Origin of the sequence: Streptomyces sp. NPDC005303 (genome assembly GCF_040607335.1) — a bacterium.
Taxonomy (GTDB): Bacteria; Actinomycetota; Actinomycetes; order Streptomycetales; family Streptomycetaceae; genus Streptomyces.
Window position 1 is genome coordinate 92,353 of the sequence record NZ_JBEXGM010000032.1, and the last position, 6,000, is coordinate 98,352.

The 6,000-nt window shown below is 65.7% G+C and carries 6 protein-coding genes and 2 pseudogenes; 6 read left to right on the plus strand and 2 right to left on the minus strand.

From position 1 onward, the window contains the following. Positions 1-502: 502 nt before the first annotated feature. The 6 genes and pseudogenes from ABZT93_RS32710 to ABZT93_RS32735 all read left to right on the plus strand — a co-directional run. Positions 503-694: a hypothetical protein gene (locus ABZT93_RS32710; protein ID WP_356111496.1), complete on the plus strand. Its 192-nt coding sequence runs from the start codon at positions 503-505 to the stop codon at positions 692-694. Between the two features lie 109 nt (positions 695-803). Then, complete coding sequence (locus ABZT93_RS32715) at positions 804-2,036, plus strand: PQQ-binding-like beta-propeller repeat protein (RefSeq protein WP_356111498.1); 1,233 nt, start codon at positions 804-806, stop codon at positions 2,034-2,036. Beyond that, positions 2,023-2,385, plus strand: a complete 363-nt coding sequence (locus ABZT93_RS32720; RefSeq protein ID WP_356111500.1) for a transposase — start codon at positions 2,023-2,025, stop codon at positions 2,383-2,385. Before ABZT93_RS32715 ends, ABZT93_RS32720 begins: the two co-directional genes overlap by 14 nt. A 364-nt stretch (positions 2,386-2,749) precedes the next feature. Beyond that, positions 2,750-3,157: a hypothetical protein gene (locus ABZT93_RS32725; protein WP_356111501.1), complete on the plus strand. Its 408-nt coding sequence runs from the start codon at positions 2,750-2,752 to the stop codon at positions 3,155-3,157. A gap of 375 nt (positions 3,158-3,532) precedes the next feature. Continuing rightward, complete coding sequence (locus ABZT93_RS32730; protein ID WP_356111503.1) at positions 3,533-3,865, plus strand: hypothetical protein; 333 nt, start codon at positions 3,533-3,535, stop codon at positions 3,863-3,865. Positions 3,866-4,191: 326 nt separating this feature from the next. Further along, positions 4,192-4,552 (plus strand): annotated as a pseudogene (locus ABZT93_RS32735) (transposase); the annotation flags it as partial. A gap of 22 nt (positions 4,553-4,574) precedes the next feature. Here the strand turns inward: ABZT93_RS32735 and ABZT93_RS32740 are convergent. Both ABZT93_RS32740 and ABZT93_RS32745 read right to left on the minus strand, forming a co-directional pair. Next, a pseudogene (locus ABZT93_RS32740) lies at positions 4,575-5,194 on the minus strand (transposase family protein); the annotation flags it as partial. An 84-nt stretch (positions 5,195-5,278) separates the two neighbouring features. Beyond that, positions 5,279-5,731: a VOC family protein gene (locus ABZT93_RS32745; RefSeq protein WP_356111509.1), complete on the minus strand. Its 453-nt coding sequence runs from the start codon at positions 5,729-5,731 to the stop codon at positions 5,279-5,281. Positions 5,732-6,000: the final 269 nt, after the last annotated feature.

Here is a 6,000-nt window from a genome sequence, read left to right on the forward strand (position 1 = left end):
TCATCCGTGGAACTACGGAGATGGCCGACCTGACAGGGAAAGATGCGTAATTCCACTGAGGACTTCCAGTCCAGCAACTGGAAGGCTCTCGCCGTTGTGGACAGAGTTCGACCTCACGTGTGGCGAGGCGGGGATTGACGGATGTCAGGAAACGCGTTGCTGCTGCTGTTGGCCGCCGGCTTCGGAGGGTGGGCGCTGGTGGAGGCGGTCTGGTACGCGACAAGGTTCACCTCGGACCCGGTGGCGCGCTCCGTCGGCTCCCGGGTCGTGCGGGTCGAGGTACCGCCGCCCGAGACGGATCGAACGCACGGCCTGCCGGTGACCGTGGCCTTCCAGGTCCCGTCGACCGGGCAGGAGCTGACGCTGCGAACGGCCGACGGGAAGAACGGCGCGCTGTACGCCGCCTGGGAGGGCCGACCGGTCTGGGTGCGTTTCCCGTCGGGAGAACCCTCCGCGTTCCGCGTGCAGAGCTCGCCGGTCAGCCGGGGACAGGATTTGGCCGGTGCGGGCCGCGGTGCTCTGCGCGACCGTCCTGCTCCTGCGTTTCACGACCGTCCAGCACCACAGTTACGGCTGGGCCCTGCTCGGTTTCGGCGACGGCCTGACCGTCCTCCTCACATGCGCCTGCGTCGGCGCCGTCCGGCGGCGAGGGCGTCGCCGGGCTCTGCTCGACAGCGCACCGACAGCCGGATGAATACGACGATCCATCGGCGCCTTGCACCGAAGTTCCGCGTCATTAACCGGCGTTGACGTTTCCATAATCTTGACCGATTCAGTGGCCGAGCGATCATATGAGGTCGTACATGCTATTTCGAGGCCTTCGCGCCAAAGGAACTCTCGAGCTTTTCGCGGCCAGTTGTTCGGGGCTCGGCTGTGCCGCCGCGCTGATATCGATCGTCGCGGGCCAGTTGACGCCGTGGTGGGCGCTGGTCGTCCTGCCCTTGGGAATTCTCAACGCGATCGAGGTCATCGGCTACTTCGCGTACCTGCCGGTCGCCGAGAAACCGTACATCCTCCGTTCCGCCCGCAGCGGCGCCGACGCCGACGGCGAGCAGCAGGGTGAGGACGGTCGGCGCGGCGCCTTGTGCTGGCAGCTGGAAACCGGCGGAGCGGTGAAGGAGTCGTCCCCAGCAGTGGTCGACGGCACGGTCTTCGTCGGCAGTTGGAACTACCTTTTGTGGGCCGTCGACGCCGCCTCCGGCGAGGAACGCTGGCGCTTCCGGACCGGCGGTGTGGTCTCCGCGTCGCCGGCCGTCGCCGACGGCACCGTCTACATCGGCAGTTGGGACAAGTGCCTGTACGCGGTGGACGCCGTCTCGGGCCGGGAGCGGTGGCGGTTCAGGACGAACGGCCTGCTGCGGTCCACTCCGGTGGCGGTCGACGGCATGGTCCTCTTCGGCGGCAACGACGGCTTGTTCCGGGCGGTCGACGCCGCCTCCGGCGAGGCCCGTTGGCAAACCGGCGTCGGCAAAGGCGTGGTCTCCTCACCGACGGTGGCGGGGAACTTGGTCTACGTCGGAAGCAACAACGGTGTTTTGTGGGCCCTGGACACCGCCTCCGGCCAGGTGCGGTGGCGGCTCAAGACACACAGCGGCCTGTGGTCGTCCCCCGTGGTGGCCGACGGCCTCCTCTACGTCGGCAGCGCCGACTGGCACCTGTGGGCGGTGGAAACGGCAACTGGCCAGGTCCGGTGGAAGCTCCCGGCAGGCACCTGGGTGAAATCCACGCCGGCGGTGGCCCACGGCCTCGTCTACTTCGGCACCGGCGACGGGTATCTGTGGGCGGTCGACGCGGTGACCGGCGAAAGACGGTGGAGGCACAAGGTCGGTGTCTGGGTGCGCTGGGCTCCGCTGGTGGCGAACGGCACGCTGTATGTCGGTACGAACGACGGCCGTATGGTGGCGCGGGACGCCGTCTCGGGCGAGGAACGGTGGACGGCGGAGACCGGCAGCCCGGTCTTCTCCACCCCGGCGGTGGCCGACGGCGTACTGTACTTCGGCCTCCAGAACGGGCGTCTGCTGGGTGTCCGCGCCTGAGCGGGAAGCGGGACCGCCTCATCCAGGTCGCCACCGTCAACAACCTGCTGTCCCCCACGCGCGTCAAGTCCAGCGCATCCAGCGCAAGCGGCGTGCGGCCGGGCAGAAGCGCCAGCGCACCGTCTACGCGATCACCGACCTGCTCGCCGAACAGGCCACCGCGCCCGAGATCGCCTCCTGGGCCCGAAGCCACTGGACCGTGGAAAACACCGTGCACTGCTGTCGCGACGTCACCTTCGGCGAGGACGCCAGCCAGGTCCGCCACCACCACACCCCCGCCGTCCTACGCGACCTGATCCGTTCCTGCCTCAAGCTCGCACATGATCACGAACTCAGACATCCGGCCTGAACGCCGGGGCCCTGGGGCCCCGTTCCTCTACGTGCACGATTCAGTAATTTCCGCGATGGATCTGGGGCTGCCCCTTGCGACCATGGTGAATCGCGTGCACCGGGTGGTCGGTGCGGAGGGGCAGTACATGAGGGTTTCCCAGAGGCGGCACGCTGCTCCGGAAGCGTGGGCGAAGGCGCCCGTGCCAGGCCGAGGGGGACGAACGGCGCGGTTCCTCCGGACCAGTCATCGTCACGCGCCCAGAGGCATGCACCGTCGTCCGACGAGGAGCGACGAACAGTTCCAGCGTTTCACACGAAGAGAAGGATGCTGTCCCGTGAACATGTCGGTCCGCTCCCGTCCCGCTGTGCGAGGTGTTCTCGCCATGACAGGCACAGCGCTGCTGCTCACCGCCCTCGTCGGGTGCTCTAAGGGCAGGGAGACGATGGTGGGCTGGGCCAAGAACGGCAGCGAAAAACACGTCCGTGCCATCGCCACGGATTTGAAGACCCTGGGTGACGTGAGCGATCACTCTACTGCGGACCCCACGATCGCGCCGCGCTGCACTCAGGTGCTCGATGACGTGAAGGCGGCGAAGGCCTTCCGTGACCCGCCGGACAAGATCGTCAACACCAGTTGGCAGGAGACGCTCAATCACGTCCAGACGGCCGCTTCCCACTGCCTGCGCAACGTCAAGACCGGCGGGGGACTGAGCCTCGTCGAGGCCATAGACGCGCAGACCTCATTTCGCGATTTCCTCAGCGAGTTCGAGCGCGCCCTCAGTCAGTCCTGATCCTCGCTGTGCCCGCGCGCGGCTCGTCGGTCCGGGTCCGGCGGATCCCACAACGAGCCAAGTGCAGAACGGTGTTTCGCACTACGCCGACTTGCCGCCGCATCCGAAGCTCGGTCCGCAATGTGTGTCAGTGGTCCCTTTCAGGATGGGAAGGGCCTGCAAAGGTCGACTGTGCGGGCAAGGCGGAAGCGGGCGCGTGGTAATGCTGCCACAGCGGCAGGTAGCTCAGTAGGCGCCGTCGCGGAGGATCGCGAACAGCGCATTGATTGTTTGTCGGGCCAGCCGAGCAGGGCCTGGATCGAATCTTTCCTGCTGCTGCGCTGCCCGGCCATCTCAATGGTTAGCAATTTGCTGCGAATTATCAAACCATAGACAATGGAGGTACAGATGGGGCTTGCGGAACGCCGTAGCGTTGAGCGGTTCAAGAGCGAGGACTACCCCGCCTGGAAGTCGCGGATCGACGAGGCGGCAGGGTTCGAGGTGCCGATCGAGGTGACGTGGGAGGAGCTGGCTGTCGCCGATTACGCGGACAGGTACGCAGACTACTTCCCGCAGGTCTTCTTCCAACCGCTGGTGGACGCGTTGAGAGCGGTCGCGGTCGATGACATGGGCAGGAAGCCCTCCGCGAGGGGATATCGAAAGTCTTCATCAGGAATACCGGAAAGTTCATCAGCCCGGCAGGGATTTCCTTCATCGACGGTGTGTTGACGTTTGACCACATGTCAGACACCAACACCCATCACGGAGAGGAGCGAACGAAAAAGCTTCAGGATGTCCTCGAGTCCAGCCTCTAGCACACCAGAGGCACTTTGACGTCTTCTCTCCTTGAGGGGCGGTCTGGGTGGGTCCGCCGGCTGATTGCCTGTGCACGCTCTTTTCCGGACTGCCCCGATCATGTGCGGTAGTCGCTGACAATTACAACGTCCCCATCAGCCTGCCAGTGTGATCCACGAGCCCGCACGGTTGACGTGATAACCACTAATAGTGCTTCGTTAGGTCTCGGCGTTTTCGCCGATCAAGAGCATGTTGGGTACGTGGACATGCATGAAGTGAGCCGATTACGGGCCGCGTTGGGGTTGTTCGTGGCGGATGTGTTCGCCTCGGTGCCGCGTACGGATCAGCGGTCCAAGGGCGAGTGCTATCTGCGGGGGCTGATGCTGGATGGCCGGGCGTTAGTCGATCCAGCCGATGGCCCAGCGTCTGCCGGACGGGAACATGCAGGCCCTGCAGCAGTTCGTGAACCAGTCGCCGTGGGATCCGCTGCCGGTCAGACAGCGGATCGCCGAGTTGCTGTCCCAAGTTGTCAGGCCCGAGGTGTGGGTGATCGACGACGTGTCGTTCCCCAAGTGCGGCAAGGCGTCGGTCGGGGTGGGCCGCCAGTACCGTGGGGGCGTCCTGGCCGTGCGGCCATTCGACCGGACTTGTTGTGTGCTTCCTTCCAGTCCGGAAGGTCTTCGCCCTTGCGCCGGCGGTGGGGCATGACGAGCCCGGTGCCGGGATAGCCGCCGTCGGCGATCGTGAGTGTTCTGGCGACGGCGGCTTTGGCGCCGGATTCCTCCACGCCTTGCAGTCGTTGCAGTTGCCAGGCACTGGCCGTCCGACCGCGACGACCAAGCGGGGGTCGGCATCGATGACGACCTGGTGATTCGTCGAGTAGCGATAGTTCTTGGACTGCTCGGCGATGGTGTGGTCGCGGGTCGGCACGAGGGTGCCGTCGACGATGAGCACGGTGTCCCTCCGGAAGCGCTGCCGCTGTTTAAGGGCGAGCTGTGGCGCGGTGTGGTCAATGATGCGGTCGGCGCTGGACGTTGAGATGCCGAACAAGGGCGCAAGTTGGCGCAGTGTCAGGTTGGTTCGCCAGTAGGCCGCGACGAGGAGCACTCGGTCTTCCAGCGGCAGCGGCCAGGGGCGCACCGGGCGAGTTCGTTCAGCTCCTTCCCGTCGCAGACGGGTGATCAGCTTGCGGAAGTCGCGCGGGCTCAGCCCGGTGAAGGGAGCTATCCAGGACGGCTCCGACGCCGTGATCACACCAGCCACCGCGAGATCATCCCATCCAGCGCTGGGTGCCTTGGCGCCCAGACGGAGTGCGGGCTGGTCGCACGCCGCACGGCCTCCGTACGTTCAATGAACGCAGAATTCGTTGCCCTCTGGGTCCTCCATCACGACGAAGAAAGAACCCGAGCCCTCCGAGTCCTCCACGCGCAACCGGGACGCGCCCGCGGTCTCCAGGCGCGCCACCTCGGCAAGCACTCGCTCCTTGCGGGTGGCAAACGGGATGCCACGCCCTCCGCTCACGCCCAGGTCAAGGTGGAGCCGGTTCTTGACGACCTTCGGCTCGGGTACCTGCTGGAACCAGATCCGCGGGCCGACGCCATCCGGATCGATGACGGAGTCACTGCAGTCGCCTGCACCCAGCTCCTCCTCCGACACGCCTTGCTCCAGCCAGTACGCGCGCCAAGTAGCAAACGGTGCAGGCGGCGGCTCGACCCGGTACCCCAGTGCAGCGGCCCAGAATGCCGCGAGCCGCTCGGGCTCAGCACAGTCGATGGCCAGCTGGAGTTTGAGTTCAGTGATCACCGGCCAACTGTACTGGCCACATGAGCGCCGCCTCTGCGCCCCGGCGACGACCGGATGCAGCCAACGACCGGTGGGTGCCGCTGACGCCAAGACATCAGTAAATCGGCGCTGATGACTCTTGGAAGGATGGCACCATCCTCACCCGCTGCAACGTGATTGCGGGACAGGCCTTAAAGGGTGTTGCACAAGGCCGTGTTCGGGCAGGTCAGAGCCTGTGATCGCGGTCTTCTGGTCATGATGCGAGGGCGAGGTTGTGCATGTGGGCG

Bases quoted from the DNA above. Each gene is read 5' to 3' on its own strand.
- ABZT93_RS32715 (WP_356111498.1), top strand. From the start codon at position 804: ATGCTATTTCGAGGCCTTCGCGCCAAAGGAACTCTCGAGCTTTTCGCG.
- ABZT93_RS32725 (WP_356111501.1), top strand. From the start codon at position 2,750: ATGACAGGCACAGCGCTGCTGCTCACCGCCCTCGTCGGGTGCTCTAAG.
- ABZT93_RS32730 (WP_356111503.1), top strand. From the start codon at position 3,533: ATGGAGGTACAGATGGGGCTTGCGGAACGCCGTAGCGTTGAGCGGTTC.